At 70.2% G+C, this 24,501-nt stretch carries 24 protein-coding genes; 16 read left to right on the top strand and 8 right to left on the bottom strand.

Going from position 1 to position 24,501, the window contains the following annotated elements; all coding sequences use genetic code 11:
• The first annotated feature begins 100 nt into the window (after positions 1–100).
• Complete coding sequence (locus tag AC07OD_RS16870; RefSeq protein ID WP_494597591.1) at positions 101–2,242, top strand: sensor histidine kinase; 2,142 nt, start codon at positions 101–103, stop codon at positions 2,240–2,242.
• Between the two features lie 129 nt (positions 2,243–2,371).
• Here the strand turns inward: AC07OD_RS16870 and AC07OD_RS16865 are convergent, their stop codons facing one another.
• Entirely contained in the window at positions 2,372–3,439 is a 1,068-nt protein-coding gene (locus tag AC07OD_RS16865) for a DUF5666 domain-containing protein (protein WP_494597590.1), read from the bottom strand.
• A gap of 244 nt (positions 3,440–3,683) precedes the next feature.
• Positions 3,684–4,562, bottom strand: coding sequence for a DUF6502 family protein (locus tag AC07OD_RS16860; protein WP_494597589.1), 879 nt, complete (start codon positions 4,560–4,562; stop codon positions 3,684–3,686).
• 205 nt (positions 4,563–4,767) lie between these two features.
• Here AC07OD_RS16860 and AC07OD_RS16855 point away from each other — a divergent pair, with 205 nt between their 5' ends.
• Positions 4,768–5,151 (top strand): hypothetical protein, encoded by a 384-nt coding sequence (locus AC07OD_RS16855; protein WP_218296783.1) that lies wholly within the window; start codon positions 4,768–4,770, stop codon positions 5,149–5,151.
• 74 nt (positions 5,152–5,225) lie between these two features.
• Here the strand turns inward: AC07OD_RS16855 and rpe are convergent, their stop codons facing one another.
• Positions 5,226–5,906: a ribulose-phosphate 3-epimerase gene (gene rpe, locus AC07OD_RS16850; RefSeq protein WP_218341214.1), complete on the bottom strand. Its 681-nt coding sequence runs from the start codon at positions 5,904–5,906 to the stop codon at positions 5,226–5,228.
• A gap of 147 nt (positions 5,907–6,053) precedes the next feature.
• Between rpe and apaG the strand changes: the two genes are divergently transcribed.
• The 4 genes from apaG to AC07OD_RS16830 all read left to right on the top strand — a co-directional run bounded on the left by apaG (position 6,054) and on the right by AC07OD_RS16830 (position 10,999).
• Entirely contained in the window at positions 6,054–6,461 is a 408-nt protein-coding gene (apaG, locus tag AC07OD_RS16845; RefSeq protein ID WP_218296781.1) for a Co2+/Mg2+ efflux facilitator ApaG/CorD, read from the top strand.
• Entirely contained in the window at positions 6,458–8,455 is a 1,998-nt protein-coding gene (gene tlpB, locus AC07OD_RS16840) for a transporter-like protein TlpB (RefSeq protein ID WP_494597588.1), read from the top strand. The genes apaG and tlpB overlap by 4 nt, the downstream gene beginning before the upstream one ends.
• A 166-nt stretch (positions 8,456–8,621) precedes the next feature.
• On the top strand, positions 8,622–9,878 hold the full coding sequence (locus AC07OD_RS16835; protein WP_218296779.1) for a cation:proton antiporter: 1,257 nt from the start codon (positions 8,622–8,624) through the stop codon (positions 9,876–9,878).
• Positions 9,875–10,999, top strand: coding sequence for a YbdK family carboxylate-amine ligase (locus AC07OD_RS16830; protein WP_218296778.1), 1,125 nt, complete (start codon positions 9,875–9,877; stop codon positions 10,997–10,999). Before AC07OD_RS16835 ends, AC07OD_RS16830 begins: the two co-directional genes overlap by 4 nt.
• Positions 11,000–11,017: 18 nt before the next feature.
• Here the strand turns inward: AC07OD_RS16830 and AC07OD_RS16825 are convergent, their stop codons facing one another.
• Together AC07OD_RS16825 and AC07OD_RS16820 are read right to left on the bottom strand one after the other, a co-directional pair.
• The gene (locus tag AC07OD_RS16825; RefSeq protein WP_492245026.1) at positions 11,018–11,419 is read right to left on the bottom strand and encodes a tautomerase family protein; all 402 of its coding nucleotides are present in this window, start codon (positions 11,417–11,419) and stop codon (positions 11,018–11,020) included.
• On the bottom strand, positions 11,401–11,628 hold the full coding sequence (locus AC07OD_RS16820) for a hypothetical protein (protein ID WP_494597587.1): 228 nt from the start codon (positions 11,626–11,628) through the stop codon (positions 11,401–11,403). Before AC07OD_RS16820 ends, AC07OD_RS16825 begins: the two co-directional genes overlap by 19 nt.
• Positions 11,629–11,757: 129 nt before the next feature.
• On the opposite strand from AC07OD_RS16820, the gene AC07OD_RS16815 reads away from it, so the two are divergent.
• The 5 genes from AC07OD_RS16815 (at position 11,758) to AC07OD_RS16795 (ending at position 15,213) form a co-directional block, all read left to right on the top strand.
• Positions 11,758–12,654, top strand: coding sequence for a LysR family transcriptional regulator (locus AC07OD_RS16815; RefSeq protein ID WP_494597586.1), 897 nt, complete (start codon positions 11,758–11,760; stop codon positions 12,652–12,654).
• A gap of 109 nt (positions 12,655–12,763) precedes the next feature.
• Positions 12,764–13,747, top strand: coding sequence for a thiamine-phosphate kinase (gene thiL / locus AC07OD_RS16810; RefSeq protein WP_218341210.1), 984 nt, complete (start codon positions 12,764–12,766; stop codon positions 13,745–13,747).
• 126 nt (positions 13,748–13,873) lie between these two features.
• Entirely contained in the window at positions 13,874–14,077 is a 204-nt protein-coding gene (locus AC07OD_RS16805) for a YgaP family membrane protein (protein WP_218296774.1), read from the top strand.
• A gap of 135 nt (positions 14,078–14,212) precedes the next feature.
• A complete protein-coding gene (locus AC07OD_RS16800; RefSeq protein ID WP_218296773.1) occupies positions 14,213–14,764 on the top strand; it encodes an RNA polymerase sigma factor in 552 nt (183 codons plus the stop codon).
• A 95-nt stretch (positions 14,765–14,859) separates the two neighbouring features.
• Entirely contained in the window at positions 14,860–15,213 is a 354-nt protein-coding gene (locus AC07OD_RS16795; RefSeq protein WP_218296772.1) for a hypothetical protein, read from the top strand.
• Between the two features lie 120 nt (positions 15,214–15,333).
• On the opposite strand, the gene AC07OD_RS16790 is transcribed toward AC07OD_RS16795, so the two are convergent.
• Both AC07OD_RS16790 and AC07OD_RS16785 read right to left on the bottom strand, forming a co-directional pair.
• A complete protein-coding gene (locus AC07OD_RS16790; protein ID WP_494597585.1) occupies positions 15,334–16,512 on the bottom strand; it encodes an Acg family FMN-binding oxidoreductase in 1,179 nt (392 codons plus the stop codon).
• A 39-nt stretch (positions 16,513–16,551) separates the two neighbouring features.
• On the bottom strand, positions 16,552–17,592 hold the full coding sequence (locus AC07OD_RS16785; protein ID WP_494597584.1) for an NAD-dependent epimerase/dehydratase family protein: 1,041 nt from the start codon (positions 17,590–17,592) through the stop codon (positions 16,552–16,554).
• A 135-nt stretch (positions 17,593–17,727) separates the two neighbouring features.
• Between AC07OD_RS16785 and AC07OD_RS16780 the strand changes: the two genes are divergently transcribed.
• The 4 genes from AC07OD_RS16780 to AC07OD_RS16765 all read left to right on the top strand — a co-directional run bounded on the left by AC07OD_RS16780 (position 17,728) and on the right by AC07OD_RS16765 (position 21,575).
• Positions 17,728–18,612 (top strand): LysR family transcriptional regulator, encoded by an 885-nt coding sequence (locus tag AC07OD_RS16780; RefSeq protein WP_218296769.1) that lies wholly within the window; start codon positions 17,728–17,730, stop codon positions 18,610–18,612.
• Between the two features lie 67 nt (positions 18,613–18,679).
• Positions 18,680–20,356: a DUF4139 domain-containing protein gene (locus AC07OD_RS16775; protein WP_369643602.1), complete on the top strand. Its 1,677-nt coding sequence runs from the start codon at positions 18,680–18,682 to the stop codon at positions 20,354–20,356.
• Positions 20,357–20,520: 164 nt separating this feature from the next.
• Entirely contained in the window at positions 20,521–21,051 is a 531-nt protein-coding gene (locus tag AC07OD_RS16770) for a phosphatidylglycerophosphatase A family protein (protein ID WP_369643603.1), read from the top strand.
• Entirely contained in the window at positions 21,048–21,575 is a 528-nt protein-coding gene (locus AC07OD_RS16765; protein WP_218341205.1) for a CinA family protein, read from the top strand. The genes AC07OD_RS16770 and AC07OD_RS16765 overlap by 4 nt, the downstream gene beginning before the upstream one ends.
• Positions 21,576–21,715: 140 nt before the next feature.
• Here the strand turns inward: AC07OD_RS16765 and AC07OD_RS16760 are convergent, their stop codons facing one another.
• Positions 21,716–22,987, bottom strand: coding sequence for an IPTL-CTERM sorting domain-containing protein (locus AC07OD_RS16760; RefSeq protein WP_494597583.1), 1,272 nt, complete (start codon positions 22,985–22,987; stop codon positions 21,716–21,718).
• Between the two features lie 437 nt (positions 22,988–23,424).
• Between AC07OD_RS16760 and AC07OD_RS16755 the strand changes: the two genes are divergently transcribed.
• Positions 23,425–24,318: an alpha/beta fold hydrolase gene (locus tag AC07OD_RS16755; protein WP_494597582.1), complete on the top strand. Its 894-nt coding sequence runs from the start codon at positions 23,425–23,427 to the stop codon at positions 24,316–24,318.
• Positions 24,319–24,501: the final 183 nt, after the last annotated feature.

The following is a 24,501-nucleotide window of genomic DNA, read 5'->3' as shown; positions in this document are numbered from 1 at the left end:
CGCCGCCAGTGCGGCGGGGCGGCCCTTGCACGGCGGCCCTGGCCTGGGCCGCGCCGGGTTCAGACGCCGTGTGCAGTGCTTTCACGCAGGGGGACCTGAAATGAAACGCCCGCTGCGCCCCACGCTCGACATCCCCAAGCTGGAAATGCCCCGCCTGGGCCTGCCCGCCTTCCGGCTGCGGATTCTGGTGCGCGGTGTGTTTGTGCTGCTGGCGCTGGCCACCGTCGCGCTGAGCGTGGTGCTGCTCAAGGAAGAAAAGGAGCGTGGCTGGGAAAGCTACCGGCACGGCTTCGCGCGCAGCCAGTCCGAGGTCATGGCCCGCCTGCGCCACCCCTCGGGGCAGCTGGCCCTGCTCAACGCGGGCAGCCGGGGTTCGGCCCCGGCACCGCTCGCACCCTTGCTGCTGCCCTATGCGGCGCTGGACTTCGACGACCAGAACAAGGCCCAGCAGGCCGTGGAAATGGCGGGCTGCGCGGTGCAGTACCCCGACGGCGCGTCGGTCTGCGCGGCCATCGGCAACAACCCGTATGCCGGGGGCTTCATCTATCTGGTGGGCAGCTTCTACGCGGGCGCGCTGGTGCCGCGCGAACGTGGTGCCCTGGACCTGCAGGCGGTGCACCGCGCCCGCGTCACGCTGGACATGCGCGGCGCCACATCCCGCTGGGTCGCGCCCTTTGAAGCACTGCCCCCCCAGGGCACGATCAGCACCCGGGGCCGCCTGACGGGTTTTGTGGACGGTGGCGAGGAATCCCTGGACGCCCGCGCCCGGCCGGTGCGGGATTTTCGCGGCTGGCTCTGGCAGAACGGCCAGTGCCGGGACCTCGCAGGCGCCGCGCCCGATTGCCTGCGCCGCACCTTCTACTCCATCCGCCTTCCCGTGGAGCTGTTCCGCGAAGCGCTGTTTGACAAGCAGCGCCTGGTCTGGCCGCCACAGGATCTGGGCAGCATGCGCGTGCGCGTGGAAATGCTGGCGCCCGGTGCGGCTGCGCCCCTGTTCGACAGCAACGCCCCCGGAGCCCAGGCCGCCGCATCGCTGGCCGACGTGGCGCGCACCCTGCTGCCTGGCGAACAGGTACAGATCCGCAAGCTGGGCACGAGCGACAGCGAAGCGATCACGCTCAAGGGCTCCGAGGTGCAGGCAGATCCGTCGGCGCCCTGGCTGCTGCGCCTCATCAGCTGGCTGCCGCTGGAGTGGCAGGCCGCTGGCGATCATCAGGCGCAGCCGGTACCGGCCGGCCTCGACATTCTGGACACCCCGGCGGGCAACTATGCCGTCACCTTTACCGGCAACCTGCGCGGCGTGGAGCAGGGCCTTGCCGCCGTGGCCACCCGCATGTCGTGGTACCTGGGCGCCATGCTCGCGGCCATCGCGCTGGCCTGGCTGGTGGTGGAGGTGGGCCTCATCCGCCGCGTGACCGCCCTCACCCGCCGCGCGGCAGCGGTTTCGTACAACGTGCAGGAGGGGCACATCGGCCCGCGCCTGGGCGACCTGGACGTATCGGACCTGCGCGGATCGGACGAACTGGGCATTCTGGCTGGCGGCCTGGCCGACCTGCTCCAGCGTGTGAAGGACGATATCCAGCGCGAACAGTTGCGCGCCCAGCAGGAGCGCGACATGTGGCATGCCGTGGGGCACGAGATCATGTCCCCCTTGCAGTCGCTCATGGTGCTGCACGGCGGCGCAAGCGACCCGGGCCACCGCTACATCCAGCGCATGCAGCAGGCGGTGCACGTGCTCTATGGCACTGCATCCCCGGCGGAGGCCTTGCAGGCGGCGGACGTGCCGCAGGGGCGGCTGGACCTGGACGCCTTCCTGCGCCATGTGGCCGGCAACGCGCACTTTGCCGGCATCGACCAGGTGGTCTATGAAGGCGGCGCGGGGCCTGTCATCGTGCGGGCGGACGAGTTTGCGCTGGAGGACGTGGTGACCCACATCCTGCGCAACGCCGACCGCTACCGCCCGGCGGGCACGGCGATCACGCTGACGCTGGCGGCCTCCGAATCCACCGCCAGCGCCACGCTGCACAACCAGGGCGCCACCATCGACGAGGATCTGCTGGGGCGCATTTTCGAGCTGGGCGTCTCCGACCCCAGCCTGCCCATGCCCGAGGGCGAGACCGGGCACCGGGGCCAGGGCCTGTTCGTGGCCAAGACCTACATGGCCAAGATGGGCGGCACCGTCAACGCGCGCAATACGGCCGATGGCGTGGCCTTCGTCCTGACCTTTCAGCGCCTGGGCTGACGCCTTCGCCCCACGCGCAACGGGGGGCAGCGGGGTTGCACCGGCCACCGCGCACCACGTTCCCGCGGCTGCGCCACAGCGCGTTGCGAGATGCCTGCGCAGCACCCGGTCCGGGTGCGCCCCAGGGCATCACTCGAATTGAACTTCGGTGGCCTGAAGTACCCCGGAAACCACCTGGCGGCCTCGCACCGTCACGCGAACGCCATTGCGCAAACCCTTCGCCGTCCCGTTGGCGAACACCACGCCCTCACCGGAGGCATTCACGGGCTGTCCGTTCACACGGAAGTCATGGATGGACCGATACTGCCCAATGGCACCGATCAGCTCAAAGGTGGCAAGCCCGCCCGTCCCCGGCACATGGCGAATGCGCGCCCGCTGGGCCACCAGCACACCGCCGGACATCGTTCCGGCGACTTCGAGCTTGACGCCATTTCCAATGGCCGTGGCGGGCCCGCCCGTGATGAGCGCGGACGCGGCATTCACCCGCGTTCCGTACAGCGAGAACTCGGCATTCAGATGACTGAAGTTCGACACGATGCCCAGCAGGTTGGCCGCGAAGCTCCCCGCCGTGGGCAAGGTGTGGCCTCGCCGGATCTGTTGAGCGTTCAGCACGCCATCAACGGGCGGCGCCATGGCCCGCACGTACACCACCATGCCATTGGCCAATGCAGTGCCGAGCAACGTGCCCTTGAAAGACGCGGCCGCGTAGCTCACCAGATGGCCGCCCAGCCGGAAGGTCCTGGAAGCACCATCAAGCTGTTCAATGGCACCCGCCATGATCAACGGCATGCCCGGGTCCTTGCGTTCGACCCGGCTCGCACGCCACCGGCCATCCCCCACTGGCAGCGCATAGATCTGCAAGGTGGTGCCCACCGCCACCGAGGACAGTCCCGCCAGGCCGTCGTACACCGTGGTTGTATCCACCGCAATCCGGTTCCCCCAGATTTCGAATTCGCCCGCGGCCACGTTCAGTGCCGTGACCGGCCCCCGGAACTCGGGGACCGAAAGGACGCTGGTCGCGACCCCCGTCGCCAGGTCTGGCCGAATGGAGCCGCTGATCAACGCGGTCATCCCCAGGCGCAACGCGTCCGAATCCTCTGTCGTGATCTGCGCAGTGTCGGTGGCAAATCGCACGCCATTGACAATCACGCTGCCAAAACCGTCCGCAACGCCGATGCCCACGGCGGAAGCCGTCACCCCCGTGCCTCCGGAGCCCACGCCGCCCGCGTCCCCTGGGGCGGCAGCAACACCATCGCCCACCCCATCGCCCGTGCCCGTGCCCGTGCCTGTGCCGGCACCAGTCCCAGTGTCTGTACCGGAGATTCCACCGTTGCCCCCCACCCCAGCCGGCGCGGGGCCCTCCTGCGATCCGCCGCCACAGGCGGCCAACACGAGCCACAGGGTCAGCAGGGCTGATCGGATGAGCACATGCATGGGTATCTCACCGTTTTACTTTCAATGGATCAGGTACTTTCGGCGAACCGGCACCTTGCACAGGCATCAAGGACGCCTCGGTGCCTGGGGGCAGGTCCCGCTCGTCCTCGTAGTAGGCGTAGATCCCGACACGCATGCGCCCCGCCCCCTTCCCGTCGCTCTGTTCCACGGCGTCCGTCATCTCCCGCACGAGCAGATGGTGGGTCGCCTCCCAGTGCTGGCGCGCGACCTGATGTATGCGCTCGCAGTCCTCCAGTGTCAAGCCGGAGGCATAGACCGCGCGCTCCAGCATGCGGGGCTGCTGGCCCAGCGTGTTGGATACCGCGGCCTGCAGATGGTCTCGCACGTTGTCTCCCAGGAAGGCGAGCATGTCGCGCACGCTGGTGGTGGGCAAAAAGCTGTCCCCCAGCAAGTGGACCTCGTCGTCCGAGAGAGCGACCAGGTTCAGCCTCAGCAACTCTTCCAGCACGGTGCGGTGGTGGACATTGCCACGGGTCGCGAACCGGGACAGCAGTTCGAAGGAATGGCCCTTCCCAGAATCCGCCAAGGGCAATGTGCGCTGCGATTCATCTTCCGAGACCACCTGGAGCCAGGCCGTGTAGGCCTTCGCCGCCGCAGAACCCTCGGTGGCAGGCAACACGGAGCGCGTGTCGCGCACCCGGGCTGTCACGTCCTTGCGATTGAGCCCGGTCGTGGTGGCCAGCTGGCTGAGATGGGGTTTCGCCCCATCCTTCGCGAGCCATAGATTCCGTGCCTCGTCGACCAAAAGGTCGCGCAGCACCTCTTCGAGCTGCGGGTGCTTCAGGCCCATCGCCAGGGCCAGGCGCACCGCTGGCCGCAGGATGCGTGCCAGGGCAGCTTGGGTCCAGGAAATTCGGTCTTGCATGAATGTTCGGAATAGCCGCGATTTTCCGCGAATTCCGCGGGGGCTGCCATGCCTGCCCGCAGCCCCTCGCGGGCAATGCATGCCCCCGTAAAAAGGCGCGAGGGCGCACGGAGGCGGGAGGCGGTGTCTGACAGGGTCGCAAGGCGCTCGGGGCTACGCTGAAGCCAGCCCGTTTGTGATTACCGAGATTGCCAGGAGCCCTTACATGACCCGCACCGCTTTTTTTGCCCCCGTCCTCACGGCGACCCTGTTGGCAGCCTGCGCAGGCGCCCTCGCCCAGACGCCGCCCCCGGATGCCCGTGCGCGCTACGAGCAGGAGCGCGAGAAGTGCATGACCAACAACACCCAGGACAGCCTCGCGACCTGCCTGCGCGAGGCGAACAACGCGCTGGACGCGTCCCGCAAGGGGCAGCTGAGCAACCCGGGCGCCGCCGCCACGGACAACGCCACGCAGCGCTGCGCGGCGTTCCCGACGGCGGCGGAGCAGACGGAATGCGTGCGCCGCATCCAGAACAGCCCGGCCAGCGGCTCGGTGCCCGGTGGCGGGGTGCTGCGTGAATCCACCACGACCACCGTCGTGCCGCAATAGGCAGTGGCAGCCCCGTATTGGTAATCGTGCCGCGGCAGGCCGCAGCGGCGCGGCCTGGCCAGCCGCCGTGGACGTCAGGCCAGCTGCACGCGCATGGCGTCGATAACGCCCTGGTAGTCTGGCTTGCCGAAGATGGCGCTGCCCGCCACGAACGTATCGGCGCCCGCATCCGCCACACGGCGGATGTTGTCCGTCTTGATGCCGCCGTCCACCTCGAGGCGGATGTCCTTGCCCGTGGCATCGATGCGGCGGCGCACCTCCTCGATCTTGCGCAGCGCCGAGTCGATGAAGCTCTGGCCACCAAACCCTGGGTTCACGCTCATGATGAGGATCAGATCGATGTCGTCGATCACCCAGTCGAGCACATCCAGCGGCGCGGCCGGGTTGAACACCAGCCCGGGCTTCACGCCCTTGGCGCGGATGGCCTGGATGCTGCGGTGCACATGGGCCGAAGCGTCCGGATGGAAGCTGATGTAGTCGGCCCCGGCGTCGGCGAACGCGGCGGCCAACGCATCCACGGGCTCGATCATCAGGTGCACGTCCACCGGAACGGGCACGCCGGCGGCGGTCCGGGCATGCGGCTTGAGTGCCTGGCAGACCATGGGGCCGAAGGTCAGGTTGGGTACGTAATGGTTGTCCATCACGTCGAAGTGAATCCAGTCCGCGCCAGCGGCGATGACATTGCGCACCTCTTCACCCAGGCGGGCGAAGTCGGCGGAGAGGATGGAGGGGGCGATGCGGAAAGAACGGCTCATGGGGGCAATTGTCGCAGTTCAGCGGTTCCACAGGGCAAGCCTCGCCTATTGCGCTGCGTGCACGCGACGTGCCCCCGCCCGGGCGCCGCCGCGCACTCTGGCCCCGGGCACGCGGGGTTTCTGCACCATTGGCTTACCATTCGCCCCATGCCAAAGTACCAGTTCGCCGTGGAGGTGCGCCCCGAATACCTGCCCGAGCAGTCCGCCCCGGACACCGGCGTGTTCAGCTTCGCCTACACGATCACCATCACCAATGCGGGGGAAGCGCCAGCACAGCTGATTTCGCGCCACTGGATCATCAGCGATTCCCGCGGCCACACCGAGGAGGTCAAGGGCCTGGGCGTGGTGGGCCACCAGCCGCTGCTCAAGCCCGGTGAATCGTTCCAGTACACCAGCGGATGCCGGCTGCGCACCGCCAGCGGCACCATGCACGGGACGTTCCACTGCGTGGCGGAAGACGGGGAGCCTTTCAACACGCCCGTGCCGCTCTTCGTGCTGGAAGCGATCAACCACGGCCCGTCGGGTGAGCCGCTGAGCGGTCGGGTGCTGCATTGAAGCGTGGCAAGACCACCCCGGACCTGGCCAGCCTGCTGTCGGCGCTGGATCCGGCAGCCGACCTCGCGCACCGCCACCTGTGGCTCATCCACCTGCTGGACTGGGTGCGGGGCGAGCGCGACTCCGTGGCCTCCGCCGTGGGCCGCGTGCAGCTCTTCCTGGATGCGGTGCAGGCACGGCCCGACATCCAGCTGCGGCTTCAGGCGTGGTGGGCCACGCTGGTCGACCAGGTGGACATCACCACCCTGCTGGCGGATTTCGGCTTCGCGCCCCGCACCGCGCTGGTCAGCGAGCTGGCCGAACGCCTGCGCACCAAGCTGCTGCCGGGCAGCCCTGAAACCATCGACGCGTCCGAGCTGTTCATGCTGGCCCTGCCCGGGGAGTTCGACGCGCAATGGCTGTCGGCCCTGGAAGAGACACAGCTCACCCGCCTTGTGGCGCTGCTGGCGCCCCCCAGCACCGAAGGCAACCCGGGCCCCTCGCGCTGGCAACGGGCCCTGCTGGATGCCATCACCTACTGCGCCGGACAGATTCTCTCCACGGGCTTCGCACCCGAGCTGCGCCTGCGCATGAGCGAATCCGCCCGCGAAGCCCAGCCCTTTCATGCCCTGATCCGCGACGTGGAAAGCCTGCGCGTGGAGGTGCTGCATGCGCTGCGCACTCCAGACCGGCTCAACGAGGCCGCGCAGCGCCTGCGCGAGCGGCTGGAGGCCTGCCGCGCCGCGGCCGCCACGGTCTACACCCATTTCGAGGACAACGGCATCTCCGTGGGCCTGGTCTTCCGCCTGCGGCAACTGCGCGAGCGCATCCTGCGCGTGCGCGAGCTGCTGGACTGCCTGCTGTCGCCCAAGCCGTCCGTCACCGCCGCCCGGCTCATGGCGCGCCTGGTGATGGTGGGCCAGGAACGGCGCAGCCTGCGCGCCCTGCTGGCGTCCAACTCCTCGCTGCTGGCGGCCAAGGTGGTCGAGCGCAGCGCGGAAACCGGCGAACACTACATCACGCGCACCGCGGCCGAGTACCGGGCCATGGTCCGCAAGGCGGCAGGGGGCGGCGCGGTCATGGCCTTCACCACGCTGGCCAAGTTCGGCCTCTATGCGCTGGCGCTGTCGGCCTTCTGGGGCGGCTTCTGGGCGGGCGTGAACTACGCCGTCACGTTCGTGCTGATCCAGCTGCTGCACCTGACCGTGGCGACCAAGCAGCCCGCGATGACGGCGCCCGCCATGGCCGCAAAGCTCAAGGAGCTGGGCGCCAGCGACGCCATCGAGTCGTTCGTGGACGAGATCACGCACCTGGTGCGCTCCCAGGTGGCCGCCGTGCTGGGCAATGTGTTCGTGGTGTTCCCGGCGGTGCTCGGGCTGGCCATGCTGATCGCGCTGGCCACCGGCAGCCCGGCCATCAGCGAGCGCGAGGCAGCGCACGTGTTCGAGTCCCTGCACCTGCTGGGCCCGTCGCTGCTCTTCGCGGCATTCACCGGGGTGCTGCTGTTCGCCTCCAGCATCATCGCGGGCTGGACCGAGAACTGGTTCGTGCTCAACCGCCTGGACTCGGCCATGCACTACAACCCGCGCATCACCCGCATGCTGGGCACGGAGCGGGCCGCCCGCTGGGCGCGTTTCCTGCGCGAGAACCTCTCGGGCTTCGCGGCCAACATCTCGCTGGGCTTCATGCTGGGGCTCGTCCCGGCCTTTGCAGGGTTTTTCGGACTGGCCCTGGATGTGCGCCATGTCACACTGTCCACAGGCCAGGTGGGCGCGGCCAGCGCCGCGCTGGGTCTGGGAGTGCTGCACATGCCCGCCTTCTGGTGGGCCGTGGCGTCGCTTCCCTTGCTGGGCGCGCTGAATGTCACCGTCAGTTTCTACCTGGCCTTCAGCCTCGCGCTGCGCGCGCAGAGCGTGAGCGGCGTGGACCGGTCGCGCATCTACGCGGCGATCCGCGCGCGCATGCGTTCGGCGCCCCTGAGTTTTTTCATGCCCGAACGCCGCACCGCGCCCTGAGGCGCAGCGGCGGGTGGAACCAAGCGCCGCCCCTGTCCTACAGAGACGTTTTGTTTCCGCCTGTAAATTCAGGCCACGCCAGGCGCACCCCTTCCCCCGCGGAGGCGGTGTGCGCCCGCTCCTTCACACCGACGGGCCAGCCCGTCTGACGCAGAGGTCCCGAAACATGAATGAAATCCTGAGCTTCTGGGCGCAATGGCTGCGCCCCTCGGCCGGGTTGCCCACGGTGCAATGGTCGCTGCTGCTCGCGGTGGCGGCCATGGTGGGCTATCTCACGCAGCGCCACACCGGCCTGCCCAAGGTGCTGGGCTACTCGCTGGTGGGCACCGCCGCCGGGCTCGCAGGCTTCAGCGGCGCCGTGTGGCCGCTGCAGGGTATCGGCCTGTTCCTGCTGGAGCTGGGGATCGCCCTGGTGCTCTTTGAATGCGGTGGCCGCATCCCGCTGCGCTGGTTCCGCCACAACCCCATGGTGCTGGTGCAGAGCATTGCCGAATCCGTGCTGACCTACTTTGCCGTGTACTGGGTGCTGGTGTGGCTGAACCTGCCCCCGCAGGTGGCCGGCCCGCTGGCGCTGGTGGCCCTGGCGGCATCGCCCGCCGTGCTCACGCGCGTGGTGGCGGACACCCGCGCGGCCGGCCCGGTGACGGAGCGCGCCATCGTGCTCACCACCCTGTCCACCCTGTATGCGCTGACGCTGGGCAGCGCGAAGGCCGAGCTGATCAACCGCCAGAGCCTCACCGTGGTGGAAACCGTGTACCCGGTGATCGTGGTGCTGGGCGTTTCCATCGTGGTGGCGGCCGTGCTGGCGCTGGTCTTGCGCATGGCGCTGCGCTTCATGAGCCCCACGAGCGAGAACACCTCGATGCTGTTCCTCGCGCTGGTGGCGGCGGGCACCGCCGTGGCGGCGCACATGGGCGGTTCGGCGCCGCTGGCGGCGCTGCTGGGCGGCATGCTGCTCAAGCAGCTCAACCCGCGCCCCTGGGCATGGCCGCGCCAGCTGGGCAATGCGTCCTCGCTGCTGACCATGCTGATGTTCGTGCTGGTGTCCACCGTGGCCGCCCAGGCGGACTGGAGCGCGCCGGTGGCGGGCGTCGTGCTGGCACTGATCGCCGTGCGCCTGCTGGCCAAGGCCACGGGTGTCGCCCTGGGCAACGTGGGCAGCGGCGCCAGCTGGAAGCAGGCCCTGTGGGTGGGCTGCGCCATGACGCCGATGTCGTCCATCGCGCTGCTGATTGCCTCGCAGTTCGTGCTCGCCTCGCCCTCCACGGGCCATGTGATCGCCGGCGTGGCGCTGCCCGCCATCCTGCTCATGGAAGTACTGGGCGCCGTGATCGCCACCGTGGCCATCTACCGCGCGGGCGAGAGCTCTAAACCCTGGGCGCCACTGACGACCCGTGGCCACAACGGAGACACCCCATCGTGAGTCTTGAAGCCTTCAACCATTCCGAACCGCTGACGCTGGGCGTCGAGCTGGAGCTGCAGCTCGTCAACACCAACGACTACGACCTGGCCCCCTATGCCGAGGACATGCTGCGCCTCATGAAGAAAACCCCGCTGCCCGGCAGCGTGGTGCCCGAGATGACGAACAGCATGATCGAGATCTCCACGGGCATCTGCCATTCCAGCAGCGAGGTGCTGGGCCAGCTCACGCCCATCCGCGACGCGCTGGTCAAAAGCGCCGACAAGCTCAACATCGCCGTGGTGGGCGGCGGCACGCACCCGTTCCAGCAATGGCACGAGCGGCGCATCTACGACAAGCCGCGCTTTCGCGAGCTGTCGGAGCTGTACGGCTACCTGTCCAAGCAGTTCACCATCTTCGGCCAGCACGTGCACATCGGCTGCCCCGACGCGAACGCCGCGCTGCTCATGCTGCACCGCATGTCGCGCTACATCCCGCACTTCATCGCGCTGTCGGCATCGAGCCCCTACGTGCAGGGGCAGGACACGGCGTTCGACTCTGCGCGCCTGAACTCGGTGTTCGCGTTTCCGCTCTCGGGCCGCGCCCCGCTGGCGCTCACGTGGGAGGACTTCACCGCCTACTTCGACAAGATGACGCGCACCGGCGTGGTCAAGAGCATGAAGGACTTCTACTGGGACATCCGCCCCAAGCCCGAGTTCGGCACCATCGAGATCCGCGTGTTCGACACCCCGCTCACCATCGAGCGCGCCGCCGCGCTGGCGGGCTACGTGCAGTCGCTGGGCGCCTGGTTTCTGGCCGAGCAGCCCTTCATGCCCACCGAGGACGACTACCTGGTCTACACCTACAACCGCTTCCAGGCCTGCCGCTTCGGCATGGACGCGGTGTACGTGGACCCTGCCACGGGCGACCACATGCCGCTGCGCGAGCACATCCTCAAGACCATGGACAAGATCGCCGGCCACGCCGCCGTGCAAGGCGCATCGAGCGCCATGCACATGCTACGCACCGAGGTCGAAGCGGGCCAGAACGATGCGCGCTGGCTGCGCGAGCGCCAGCGCGAGGAGCAACTGCTGGCCGAGGTCAGCCGCCAGGCGGCGCAGCGCTTTCGCGGCGCCACGGCCTGATCCTGCGCGGCCCCGCCGTCACGCCGGCAGCACCGCCAGCTGGCGCGAGCGCTGCGTGCGCCCGCCATGGCCCCAGTCGCTGGCGGGCAGCTCCCGCACCACCACGTAGCTGGCGGGGGCCAGCACGCCGTCCCCGGCCAGCTGGCGCTGCAGCTCCGCGAACGCCGCCTGGATGAAGGCGGCCTTCTCTTCCTGCGTGTTCGTGCCCTGCGTGATGCTGATCTCCAGCAACGCCGTGGGCTGTTCGGCCGGCGCACCGCCGATGTGCCAGCGCGCGGCGGGCAGGTCGTCGATGACCACCGCCGTCACCTCGCGGCGCTTGCCCAGCAGGTCCACCGTGAGGTCCGTCAGCGCGCCGGCCAGTTGCCGGTAGCGTTCGGGGTTTTGCAGTGGGGCCAGTTTCAGAACGAGGGTTGGCATGGTGTTGTCTTCCTTTCTTGCGGGGTGGGAGCAGCAGGGGACGGCGTGTTCAGCCCGGCGCTGCGCAAAACCCAAAGGCCCGCGCGCACCAGAGTGCGCGCCAGCCAGGCGTGGGCGTCACGAAGGGCCTGCTGGCGCAGCCGCAGCGCGTCGCGCCGGGCGCAATCGCGCAGCCTCTGGTACTCAGCGGGGTGCATGGGCTGGTGCATGGCGGTTCCTTTCGAGGGCTGTTTTGCAGGGCTTGAAGCCACTGTAGGCAGCCCCGGGCGCGGCGGAAACGGCCCACGGCGCAAGACCGTTTTGCGCGGATTGCAAGGCCCCGCCGTTACCATCGCCCCATGCGCGAGATCCGCTTTGAAGACATGCACCTGTTCGTGCGCGTGGCCGACCTGGGCTCGCTCTCGGCGGTGGCGCGCGAGCGCGACGCGCCGGTGAGCCAGGTCTCGCGCACCCTGTCGCGCATCGAGCAAGCCTGCGGCGCGCGGCTGCTGCACCGCTCCACGCATGGCCTCGCGCCCACACCCGAGGGACTGACCTTCCTGGACTACTGCCGCCGCATCACGGGCACGCTCGACGAGCTGGAAGGCGAATTCGCCCACCAGAGCGGCCAGCCCCGTGGCTGGGTGCGCGTGGCGTCCAGCTCGGTCGTGGCCGAGCACCTGTTGATTCCGAGCTTTGACAGCCTGCAGCGGCAGCACCCGCAACTGCGCGTGGAGCTGCTGGTGGATGACCGCATGGCCGACATGGCGCGCGATGGCATCGACATCGCCATCCGCACCGGCCCCCCGCTGACCGACACCGTGGTGGCGCGCCCGCTGGGCACCTTGGCACGCGCCCTGTACGCCACGCCCGGCTACCTGCAGGCCCATGGCGCGCCAGAACACCCCGACGACCTGCACGCGCACCGCCTCATCGCCAACAGCGCGGTGGCTTTCCTGAACCATTGGCCCTTCCTCGTCGATGGAGAACCCCGCGTGCTGGTGGCCGAGGGCCACTGGCGCTCGGGCAGCACCGCCATCACGGCGCGCATGGCGCTGCAGGGCCTGGGCATTGCGCGCCTGGCCACGGTGGTGGCCGAGCCCCTCGTGCGCCAGGGCCTGCTGGCGCCCGTGCTCGCCGACTGCGTGGACCTGCAGCCCAGCCCGATCCATGCCATCACCCTCACCCGCAGGCACCGGCTGCCCAAGATCCAGGCCTGCATCGACCACTGGGCGCGGTGGTTTGACCCGCGCTAGCGCACCACCATGCCACGCTCTTTTTTGCTGCCGCACATGTTTTCTGATTTTTGGCCCTCCCCGGCCCACCATCCACACCGCACACACCCCATGACCACAAGGCCCTGCCATGGGTGAGTTCGACCTGATCGCCCGCTACTTCACCCGCCCTGCGCGCCCCGGCGGCGCCGTGGCCCTGGGCGTGGGAGACGACTGCGCGCTGCTGGCGCCTGCGCCCGGCATGCAGCTGGCCATCTCCAGCGACATGCTGGTGGAGGGCCGCCACTTCTTTGCGGACGTGGACCCCGAGGCCCTGGGCCACAAGGCGCTGGCCGTGAACCTGTCGGACCTGGCGGCCTGTGGCGCGCGCCCGCTGGCGTTCACCCTCGCCCTGTCGTTGCCCCGGGTGGACGAGGCCTGGCTCGCGGGCTTCTCGCGCGGGCTGCTGGCGCTGGCCGACGCCCACGGCTGTGCGCTGGTGGGCGGCGACACCACGCAGGGCCCGCTCAATATCTGCATCACGGTATTTGGCGAGGTCCCCCCGGGCCAGGCCCTGCTGCGCAGCGGCGCACGGGCCGGCGACGACATCTATGTCAGCGGCACGCTGGGCGACGCCCGCCTGGCGCTGGAAGCCCTGCTGGGCCACGCCCCCCTGCCCGCCGGCGTGCTGGCCCGCGCGCGCCAGCGGCTGGAGCGCCCCACCCCGCGCGTGGCCCTGGGCCTGGCCCTGCGCGGGGTGGCCAGCAGCGCCATGGATGTGAGCGACGGGCTGCTGGGCGACCTGTCGCACATCCTCAAGGCCTCGGGCGTCGGGGCCCGCATCGACACGCACACTACTTCAAAAATGATAGCATCCAGCGCTTACTCATCAAGCGCCAACGGCCAAATTGGCTTGGAATTGATCCACCAATGCACGCTGGCAGGCGGCGACGACTATGAGCTGGCCTTCACCGCCCCGCCCGCACGGCGTGACGCCGTGGCCGCCGCGTCGCAGGCCAGCGGCACGCCCGTCACCCGCATCGGCACCGTGCGGGCCGAGCCCGGACTGCAGCTGCTGGACGCGCAGGGCCAGCCCATGGACAACCGCTACGCCTCGTTCGACCATTTCCGGTGACTGGCCCCGGCGGCCGGCGGCCACTTTTTTTCGCGGACCATGAATCCTTTGGCGAAACCAGCGGCTCTTGGTGGGGGAGGCGCCCTGTGCTGGCACCTCCTTCAACCGACCAAGGAACCAATTCCCATGCTGTACCGCAAGAACATCACCCGCCCCGAAAGCCTGCTGCGCGTTGTGGGGGGCGTCGCCCTCATCGCTGCGGGGCTGTGGTGGCTGGCCGCATCCCCCTTGGGCCTGGCGCTGGCCGCCGCGGGCGTCGGCAGCATCCTGAGCGGCGCGTTGGGCTACTGCCCCGCCTGCGCCATGGTGGGCCGCAGGCCCGTGGAATGACATGAGACATTCCCCCCTCGAGTCGCTTCGCGCCTTCACCCCCCGCTCTCACGCTGCGCGTGGGCAGGGAGGCGCAGCCAGCGCGCCGGTCTCATGGGCTGCGGGTGGCGCAATGCACCGTGGAGAACTGAGAAGATGAGCCCCACCCAACCACTACCCACGCTCGCCCAGCTGCTGCCCGCAGCGCGCAGCGGCGACGCCGTGGCGATGGAGCAGCTGCTGCGCCTGACCCGCCCCGACATCCGCCGCTATGCGCTGCGCCACTGCGCGGCCACCACGGCCACCGACGACGTGGTGCAGGAGGCGCTCATCATCGTCTACCGCCGGGTGGGCGCGCTGCGCGAGGTGGCGGCGTTTGGCGGCTGGGTGGTGCGCATCGTGCAGCGGCTGTGCATGCGGCCCATGCTCGCGTGGCTCAAGGCCGAGCCCCTGGCGCAGGTGGAGGACACGCTGGCATGGTCGCACCGGCCCGACCACGAACTGCGCCACGACCTGGCCCTGGCCATCGACTCGCTGCCCCCCCTCTACCGCGACGCGCTGCTCCTGCGCGACTTCGAGGAGCTGACCATCGAGGAGATGGCCCAGCGCCTGGGCGTGACGCGCGAAGCGGCCAAGAGCCGCCTGCACCGCGCGCGGACCCTGGTGCGGGAGTACCTTTCCGCGCCCGCCAGCACCCCGGGGCCTTGAGGCCAGGCGCCAAAGCGGCCGCGCTGCGCAATAGTTCACGCGGCGCCCTGCGGGCTTTTGCAACGCCAGGCCCGCAGCGTGCAACATCACGCCCCATGGCCTACACCTACCTGTTCTTTCAACCCGCCCGGCTGCCGCTGCGCACGGAGGACCTCTCGCCCGACACCGTGCTGGTGCTGCGCGACATCGAGCACATCAAGGCATCGCTCGCCCAGGTGCTGCCGGGGCTGGAATGGGCCCTGCCCACCTGGGGCCATGCCACGGTGCTGGGCCACGGGGTGGAGTTCCACCTTCCCGAGAACGTCTCCGAAGGCCCGCTGGCCATGCATTGCTCGCTGCGCACCGACTACACCGCATGGGTGCAGGCGCTGTGCGACACGCTGGGCTGGCTGGCCTTCGACGAAACGCCCATGTGCCTGCAGCCCCACGGGCCGCCCTTTCCCGCTTGACGCGCCGCGCGCGAAGCCCCGGTTCGACGCCGCCGCCCGGCGGGAACGGGAAGCCGCCCCGGCCCTCCAGCCAACCAGCCAGCCGGCAAACAGGCCTTCCTTGCGCGGCGACCGCCCCGCTCAGGCGCGCACGAACTGCGCCAGCGGCCGGCGCGGCGTGGCGGGCACCTCGCCCTGCGGGTAGCCGATGCGGCAGAACATCTGCACCGTGGCATCGTCCGCGCTGCGCGGCGCGGGCCGCCCCAGCACCAGCTGGTGCACGCGCTCGTAGTGCGGCGCCATCTCGGCGAACTCCTGCAGCGCCTGGCTCATGGGGTGCATGCCCACGCCCAGCGCCGTGGCCCGCAGCTGCAGGCGCGCGTAGGCCCGGCCCGCCTGGACCTGGTCGGCGCGCGTGTTGCCGCCCGCGATCCACACAAAACCCATGGCCGTGCGGCTGTGGCCTTCGAAGCGGCCCATCGCGCTCTTGTAGGCCGCGCTGCCTTCGGCGGGCGGCGCCGTGCGGTCGAACATGCCCAGCGCCGCCACCGCCCGCACGAAGGGCGAGTTCAGGGAGATGCCGTCGCGGTGGCGCAGGATTTCGGAGGGGCCCACGCGCGTGAGGTGGATGCTCTCCATCATCGTGCGCGGGGTGAGCAGCTCGACCTGTGCGGATTCCCAGCACAGCGCGCGCAGCGGCCCCAGGCGGGCATCGTCCACCGTTCCCCCGGCCTGCAGCGGCGCCCCGGGGCGCTGGCTGGCCAGCAGCGCGGCCAGCACCTCGAGCGCCACGGGACGGGCCGTGTCGAAGTCGCTCTTGGGCGTGCGGCGCTGCAGCACCTGCGCAAACAGCGGATCGGGCTGGCCCGCGGGCTGGAGGGTGACACGCGCCACGGGCCGGTCGTCCCAGGCGGTCAGCGCCTCGGGCAGCGGGCCCTGCGGCCACAGCTGCACCTCGCTGCCCGCGCCTTGCTGCGCCAATGCCAGCACCAGCAGCTCCAGGAACGCCCCGTGGCCGATCAGGATCTGTCGGCCCAGCGGGTCGGTGTGCGGCAGCACGCGCTCGCGGTCGGTGCGCAGGGTGATCACGCCGTCCTCGCGCAGGTCCACCACCCAGGGCTGCAGGTTGTGCGGGTTCGGCGCGGTGATGGCGTAGGCCACGGCGCGGCGGCGCACCTCGGTCTCGCCCACGGGGCCCTGCCAGGCCTCGACCGCCTCGGCGGGGTAGTGCGGGCCGGCCACGCCACACGCGGCCAGCGTGCCCGTGGCGGCGGCGATGGTGCCACCACCGGCCAATCGAATGAAGTTGCGGCGATGCATGGAGACGCTCCTTGGAGGGGTGAGAAAGACAGACACGGGTCAGGCCAGCGCGGCACGGCGCGCCTGCGGCGCCAGCAGCCCCAGGTCGGCGAGCGCCTGGCGCACCGCCTGGTCGAAGGGCGTGTGGGGTTCATCGCCGATGAGCGCGCGCAGGCGCGTGTTGTCCAGCCGGTGCGGCGTGCTCCACAGGTAGCGCATGGCCGCCAGCGCGGCGAACGTGGGCGCCACGGCGCCCGCGATGCGCAGCAGCGGCCAGGGCAGCCGCCCTACCCGCAGCGCGCCGGCATCGGGCAGCCAGCCCTGTTCCGCGGCAATGGCCGTGAAGCTGTGCAGCCATTGCCGGGCGCTGGCGTGGTGCCCCGCGAAATGCAGGCATTCAAAGGCGGCCAGGCGATGCCGCTCCTGGGCCACGCGCACGAAGGCACGCGCCAGGTCGGGCAGGTAGGCCCAGGGCGTGGCCACGTCCAGCGGGCCGGGCCAGGTGATGCGGCCCCGGGGCAGCTCCCTGGCGATGGCCTGGTCGAGCCAGCTGCCCGTGCCGCTGCCAAAGAAGTCGCCCGCGCGCACCACCACCGCCCGCAGTCCGCCGTCCCGCGTGGCGGCGGCCAGGCGCTGCTCGAGCTGCACGCGCAGGCGGCCCTTGAAGCCGGTGGCGGCCTGGGGCGTGTCCTCGTGCAGCACGGCGGGCATGGCCTCGCCGAAGTTGTAGACGTTCCCGGGCAGCATGAGCGTGGCCCCCAGCGTGCGCGTGACGGCGACCGCTGCCTCCATGAGGGCGGGCGCCTCGTCGCGCCAGGCCTTGTGCGTGTAGGCCGGGTTGAGCGCATGCACCACCACCTGGGCGCCCCGGGCCTGCGCCGCCAGCGCGGGGGTGTCCTGCACCGCCGCGGGCAGCCACCACACGCCGGGGATGGCCGGCAGTGCCGCTCCCTGGGCGCCCGGCCGCACCTGCGCCAGCACCTGCCAGCCCGCCTGGGCGAAAGCGCGGGCGGCGGCCTGCCCCAGGCGGCCCCGGCCTCCAAGGATCAGCACGGTGGAAGCCGCCGGGGCGGCGGTGCTGGGCGTGGCGCTGGTGGTCATTGGGGGCCTTTGTGAAAAGAAGGAATGGGGTGATTGTGGAAATGCGCGGCGAACTACACAATTGCCTAACTTTTCATATCAGCAATTCATTTTTGAATAGCAAGGCCCGCAGAAACCGGAGCACGCCGCCGCCCCATGAATCAGACCTTCGACTGGAGCCTGGTGCAGTCCTTCCTGGCCGCGCTCGACCAGGGCAGCCTGCTGGGCGCGGCGCGCGTGCTGAACGCGAGCCAGCCCACCATCGGCCGCCACATCGCCGAGCTGGAGGCACAGCTGGGCGTGGTGCTGTTCGAGCGCACCGGGCGCGGGCTGCTGCCCACGGCCACGGCGCTCCAGCTGGCCGAATCGGCGCGCGCGATGGAGGCCGGCGCGCACCAGCTCGCGCGCAGCGTGTCGGGCGCGCAGGCCGGGGTGAGCGGCACCGTGCGCATCACCGCCAGCCAGCCCGTGGCCTGCGCGCTGCTGCCCCCCGTGCTCGCGCGCATGCGGCAGGCGCTGCCCGAGGTGCAGGTGGAGCTGGTGGCCAGCAACGAGGTCACCAACCTGCTGCGCCGCGAGGCCGACATCGCGCTGCGCATGGTGCGCCCCAGCCAGGCCAGCCTGGTGGCCAGGCGCATCGGGGCGGTGACCCTGGGCGCCTACGCCCACCGCGACTACCTGCGCCGCAAGGGCGTGCCGCGCCAGCCGGCCGACCTGCTGCAGCACGAGCTGATCGGCAACGACCGGCACGAGGACATTCCGCAGGGCTTCGCGGCCATGGGCTACCCGGTGGAACGCCAGCATTTCGCCTTCCGCACCGACGATCTCATGGCCTACTGGGCGGCCGTGCGCGCGGGCCTGGGCATCGGCTTCGTCGGCCGCTACCTGGCCCGCACCGATCCCGAGGTGGTGGCCGTGCTGCCCCTGCTGCCCCTGCCCGAGCTGCCCATCTGGCTCACGGTCCACCGCGAGATCCGCACCAGCAGCAGAATCCGCGCCGTGTATGACTTCCTGGCGCACGAGGTCCCGGGGATGCTGTGAGCATCCGGCAACGCCACACGGCTGCTAGCATCCCATTTCCGTTTGTCCACCGCGCCCGAGGAACCCCGTGATCCACTTCCCCATCGCCCTGCGCTTGCGCGCTCCACGCCCGCTGCGGCACGCGTGCCTGGCCGGCCTGGCCGTGCTGTGCAACGTGGCCCCGGCGGCCCTGGCCCAGGACACCTCGCGCATCACGCGCGTCACTGTCTATCCGGGCAGCGCCACCGTGGAGCGGGTGGCCAAGGTGCCCGCCGGCGCGCGCAGCCTCACGCTGGCCTGCCTGCCCGCGTCGCTGGATGCGCAAAGCCTGCAGATCAACGCCGACCCCGGCGTGCGGGTGGGCGAGTTCAATGTGCTCACCGAAGACCGCGATGTGGTGGCCGCCTGCGCCAGCCCCCTGGACGGCCGCATCCGCGAGCTGGAGGACCAGATCGCCGGCGTGAAGGCCGAGGCCTCGGCGCTGCAGCTGGTGGACAGCTACCTGCGCGGCGTGGCCCACGCGGGGCCCGCCCCCGGCGATGCGGCGGCGGCGGGCCGCACCGGCGGTCTCGCCCCCGCACCCGCGCAGATCACCGCGACGGCCGAGGTGCTGCGCAAGTCCGGGCAGGACAGCTTTGCGCGCGCGCACCAGCTCCAGCGCAAGCAGGAATCGCTGGAACTGGCGCTCAAGCCCCTGGTGGCCGAGCGCGAGCGCGTGGCCAGCCAGCGCGCGCGCGTGGTGTCGGTCACCATCAACCTCGCCACCGAGCGCGAGGCCGAGCTGCGCCTGTCCTACCAGGTGCGCGGCCCGGGCTGGCAGCCCACCTACCGCGCCACGCTGGACGCCGGCCAAGCCAAGGTGCTGGTCGAGCGCCAGGCGCTGGTGGCGCAAAACAGCGGCGAGGACTGGGGCAACGTGCAGCTGACCCTTTCCACCGGCCAGCCCGGCCGCGCCACCCAGGGCCGCCTGCCGCGCGCCTGGACGCTGGACGTGGCACCGCCGCCGCAGCCCGTGGCCGCGGCGGCCCCCATGATGGCCATGGCCCCGCCCGCCCCCGCGCCCGCGGCCCGCGCGCGCAATGTGGCCGAGGAGGCCATGCCCACGTTCGACGTGAGCGCCACCGACAAGGGTTTCGCCACCGAATTCGCGGTGCCGCAGCGCATCACCGTGCCATCGAGCGGCCAGCGCGTGACGCTGGCGCTGGGCAGCCACGCCGCGCCCGCCACGCTGATCACCCGCACGGCCCCCGCCGTGGAAGAAGCCGCCTACCTGGTGGCCGACATCGCCCAGCCGCCCGGCGTGTGGCCCGCGGGCCCGGCGGGCCTGTACCGCGACGGCGCGTTCGTGGGCAGCGGGCGCATCGACTTCGGCACGCCCAGCCCGGGCGCTCCGGCGGGCAGCACCAGCCTGTCGTTCGGCCGCGATGAGCTGGTCACGGTGCGGGCCGAGCCCGCGCAGGACCTGACCGGCAGCACGGGCTTCACCGGCTCGCGCACCGAGCGCAAGACCCGCCGCGCCTACAGCGTGGAAAACCGCCACAAGACCGGCATCACGCTGCAGGTGCTGCATGCCGCGCCGGTCTCGCGCAACGAGAAGATCGAGGTCGAATCGCGCTACCAGCCCCAGCCCGCCGACATGGCCTGGAACCGCACGCCCGGCACCGTGGCCTGGCAGCAGGCCCTGGGCGCGGGCGCCACGGCGCAGTTCAGCGCCGAGCACACGATCCGGTATCCCAAGGATGTGGAGCTGCAAGAGCGCCAGTAAATGATGAGGCCCCCCCTGAGGCGCTTCGCGCCTTCACCCCTCTCTCGCTGCGCGGGAAGGGGACGCACCCGGTGGCCTGGCAAAGCCAGTTTCACAGGTACGCTGGCCTTGTGCGCGCCAGCTCCATACGCCGTGGGTTGCACGAAGCACCGTTGATTGTTGATATGACCCCCAGCTCTCCTTCCGCCCACACACCCGCCCCCCGGCGCCCCACCGTGGCGTTCATGTTTTCTCACCCGGCCCACTTCATCGCCCTGGGTTTTGGCGCCGGGCTGTCGCGCGTGGCGCCGGGCACCGTGGGCACGCTGTGGGCCTGGCTGAGCTACCTGGTGCTGCAGCAATGGCTGTCGCCCCAGCACATGGGCCTGCTGATTGCAGGGAGCACCGTGGTGGGCTGGTGGGCCTGCACCGCCACCGCCCGCAACCTGCGGGTGGCCGACCCCGGCAGCATCGTGTGGGACGAGGTCGTGGCCTTCTGGCTGGTGCTCTGGCTGGCCATGCCCATGGGCTGGTGGGGGCAGCTCGCGGCGTTCGCGCTGTTCCGCTTCTTCGATGCCGCCAAGCCTGGCCCCGTGGGCTGGGCCGACAGCCTGTTCAAGGGCTTTGGCTGGCGCGGCGGCTGGGGTATCTTGTGGGACGACTTTGTGGCAGCCTTCTGCACGCTGCTGGCCATTGCACTGTGGAGGTTCCTATGACAACCGCGTCGCTATCGAATGAAGAGCTGCTGGCGCTTGATACATCAGCGCTGGAGGCCAATTTGACGCAAATTTCCCTGCGGCTGCTGAAACACAGCCACCTGCTGGCCACCGCCGAGAGCTGCTCGGGCGGCATGATCGCAGCGGCCTGCACCGACCTGGCGGGCTCCAGCCAGTGGTTCGAGCGTGGTTTTGTCACCTACTCCAACACCGCCAAGGTCGACATGCTGGGTGTGCCCGCCGCCATGATCGAACAGGACGGCGCCGTGAGCGAGTCCGTGGCCCGCGCCATGGCCGACGGGGCGCTCACCCATTCCCAGGCGCAGGTCAGCCTGGCCGTGACCGGCGTGGCCGGCCCCACGGGCGGCAGCGATGCCAAGCCCGTGGGCACGGTGTGGTTTGCCTGGTGCGTGAATGGCGAAACCCACAGCGAGATGCAGCACTTTGCGGGCGACCGCGCCGCCATCCGCACGGCCACGGTGCGCTATGCGCTGCAGCGGCTGCTGGCCTGGTTGCCCGCCTGAGGCGGCGTTGCCTTGCGCCGCCTCACGTCGTCTCACGCCGTTGATTCGCGTTGCCGCGGTACCGCACTGCCTGCGGCTTCCGCTTGGGCTATACGGTTGAACGCACATCCGCATGAGACGGCGCCCGCAGGCGGGTCGGCCTATGCGCGGCCGCGAAAAACACCGCGCCGCCTTGCAGGGATCGCTGCCAGCCCGAGCAGACCTGCCAGCAGCACCAGCCCCCACGACGCAAGCGTGGGCACGGCCATGGCCGCCCCCAGAGCCACGGCAAACACCCCCGACAGCAGGCCCAGGTTCTGCAGATTGCCGTGGGCGTCGCGCGCTCCCGTCACCTGCACGTCGACCGCCGGGAGCACCAGATTGCCCGCGCCCACGGTGAAGCTCTGCACATAGTGCGTGCTGTCCGTCCAGCTGCCGCCCGTGGGCGTCAGTACGGCAGCCAGGCCCGGCTGGTTGGGGAAGCTCAACACCGGCGTGCTGGCGGTGTCCATGGGTTCGCTGAAAGTGATCGTCAGCGTGAAGAGCTCCCCGGCGCGCAGAATGCTGCCGCCCCGCTGCGTGGTCAGGTCGCTGCGCAATACGGCGGTGCTGGGCGCGACCGCCAGGACGCTGGGGTTCCTGGTGTCGATGCTGAACACGCCCGTGAGTTCGAAATCGGTGTTCTTGTTGTCGGGGTCGTCCTTGCGCCCCACGCCGCCGGCGATCAGCACGTTGATGCTGTCGAACTGCTCGTCGCCATCGGCAATCGTCCAGGTCACTATGTAGCGGTTGCGGTTCGCCCATGTGGATGTGACATTGCCGAGCGTGAGCGGCGTGCCACCCGTGTTGGTGAACACCAGGTTCGTGCACAGATAGTTGAGCGGCACCCCATTGGGGCACCCGCCATAGTCGCTGGCAATGTCATACCGGATAACGAATGTGACGGTTTTCCCGATGTCGGCGTCGGTGAGGACATGGCCGCTGCCGGCCGGGTGCACCAGGATGCCGCCATCGATGACACCCTTCATGTCGACGACATGCGGGGGAGGGATGTAGAGAATCTCGAACACGTCGGCCTGAAAGCCGGGGGACTGGACCGCGCCCACGGTGTCCTTCGCGCCGCTGACCGCCACGTCCACCGGGCTGATGTTCACGACCATGCTGGCGGTGCCATAGTTCTGCCGGAACGTCGTGGCATCGAGCCAGGTCGAGGTGGTGGGCACCAGAAACGCCCCGGGGTCTTCACCCACCGTGGGAAACGAGATGACCGGAGTGACGGCGGTGTCCATGGCGACGTCGTAGGTCACCGTCAAATGAAAGGCGTCACCGCCCGACACCGGGGAGTCGCTGGGCACGACCGATACCATCGCCGGAGCCGCCAGCACAAACGGTGCCGCCAGGCACAGGCACCACGGCAGCAGCAGCCGTGCCATCAGCCGGCCCCGCCCCCTTGAAATCACGCCCACCCCAAGCCCCGCCCCGCCTGTACAGGCCATCTCTGTCGTACCCACAACCATTCCTTTTTCGGCCCACAGGGCCTGTTTCTTTTTTTGCGCCGAGCACCTTGCCGAACCACCGGTGGAATTCAGAACCTGCGAGGAAAAACCCGGTGCCACGCGGGGCTGCCGCGCACCGCGCCCCAGGCTGCTGCCGGCTGCATGCGGACACCCCGGGGTGCCACCGCGCGAGCCGGCCGCCAGTGTAACTTTACGTAAGCAAAGACGATCCGGCGGCGGCCCGGGGCGCGAGGTGGGGCACCCGGTCGCCAACGCGCCCCTCGCGCGCACCCATCACCGCGGCCACCGCCAGCGCGCTCTTGCGCTGCAGCGCTGCGGTGTAGCATGGGCGCACCTCATTCGCGGCGCACACCATGCACTGGTTCCAAGGATTCAACAGCCAACGTATCGCCACGGGCGGGGCAGATATCTTTGTGCGCACGGGCGGCAACACCGAGGGGCCGCCGCTCTTGCTGCTGCACGGCTTTCCGCAAACGCATGCGCTGTGGCACCGCGTGGCGCAGCAACTGCAGCACGACTACTTTTTGGTGATGCCCGACCTGCGCGGCTATGGCGACTCGTCGCACGCTCCCGGCCTTCCCGGCCACGCCAACTACAGCAAACGCGCGATGGCGCAGGACATGGCCGAGGTCATGACGGCGCTGGGCCATGAGGCGTTCTTCCTGTGCGGCCACGACCGGGGCGGCCGCGTGGCGCACCGCCTGGCGCTGGACCACGCGGCGCGCGTGCGCAGGCTGTGCGTGATCGACATCGCGCCCACGCTCGACATGTACGCCCGCACCGACATGGATTTCGCGCGGGCCTACTACCACTGGTTCCACCTGATCCAGCCCGCGCCGCTGCCCGAGACCATGATCGGCGGCAACGCGCGCGCCTACCTGCACGCCAAGCTGGGCGGCTGGGGCAGCGCGGGCCTGGCCCACATCGAACCCCAGGCCCTGGCCGACTACGAGCGCTGCTTTTGCACGCCCGAGGCCATCCACACCGCGTGCGAGGACTACCGCGCCAGCGCGGGCATCGACCTGGACCACGACCGCACGGGCCGCGCGCAGGGCGAGAAGATCGCCTGCGACACGCTGGTGCTGTGGGGCGAGCACGGCGTGGTGCACCGGCTGTTCGATCCGCTGGCGCTGTGGCAGGCGCAGTGCGCGGGCGCCGTGACCGGCCAGGCCGTGCCCGCCGGGCACTTCATCCCCGAGCAATTGCCCGAGGCCACGGCCGGCGCGCTGCGCGCCTTCATGCGCTGACGGCGCGGGCCCGGGCCGCGCACGGACCACAATCGCCGCGGCAGGCGTGCATTTGTTCACGCAGGCCCCGGCCGGCGCCTGCCGCCGGGCACGCGCAGGGGCCCCGGCGTTCCTAGAATCCGCCGCTTCGCAGCTGCGGAATCCGTTGCGAAGGCCTGTGCGCAGGCACCCCGTTTTCCGCAG

The organism is Acidovorax sp. GW821-FHT10E03, assembly GCF_059415205.1.
This window is presented reverse-complemented; position numbering and strand designations above follow the sequence as displayed.